The organism is Xenorhabdus sp. NBAII XenSa04, assembly GCF_963866145.1.
GTDB classification, from domain to species: domain Bacteria; phylum Pseudomonadota; class Gammaproteobacteria; order Enterobacterales; family Enterobacteriaceae; genus Xenorhabdus; species Xenorhabdus indica.
Map to the genome: position 1 here is coordinate 1 of NZ_CAWMEB010000329.1, position 715 is coordinate 715.

The 715-nt window shown below is 49.8% G+C and carries 1 protein-coding gene; it reads right to left on the reverse strand.

Going from position 1 to position 715, the window contains the following annotated elements:
* Window positions 1-632: DUF5710 domain-containing protein (locus tag AAC147_RS11650; RefSeq protein WP_047686666.1), on the reverse strand; the 632-nt coding region annotated here is incomplete at its 3' end.
* Between the last annotated feature and the right edge of the window lie 83 nt (window positions 633-715).

Consider the following 715-nt stretch of genomic DNA (forward strand, 5'->3'; position numbering starts at 1 on the left):
TTGAACACCGAATTAATATCTTGCTTCGGGTCGAAATGATAGTGATGATGCGAGATATCTTCACAATATCCCACAAAGGGCTGATCAATACGGTGAAGCTGAATCGCTGCCGCTTGCTCCCTGGAAGTCGGGAAAAATGCCCCACCGACTTCCGCAAACAGGTCGGTATCATCCTGCTGTGCGCCACAGTGTTCGCAATGGTTTATCCAGTGCTGCCTGCGCAGCCGTTGGCTGACCGCTTTGCGCAGGGTGTGATGAAAACCAGGCAACACGCTGCGCACAATAGTGGGAATATCGGCGATATAAAACAGAAACGCCGGGCTGTCTTGCTCTGAGTAGTCCACTTCCGTGCCGGGTTCATCGCCGTTATCCGCTTCCAGTAGCTGGTGTCCGGCAGGCAGCATAAACGCCGTGACGATGGTGTGTTGATGGCAGTGCGGGCACGGCGTCCGGGTTTGGGCCAGATACCAGCATTCAGCATGGATATTGTAGAACGGTAACCAGTTCATAAACGGGGTCGGGTCAAAACGGTTGTCGATATACCAGATTTGGGCTGCCGCATCCCAGTGCGCGCCCAGTTTCCGTACCTTTTCGTATTCATCGTCGGGAACATTTAAATCAATTCTCAGCATGTGTCTTCCTTCATTATTAAACCGTTAACCCAATAAATTAGTCAGACTATTTAACTAATTTTTACCAAAGCATAAAGAGTTTA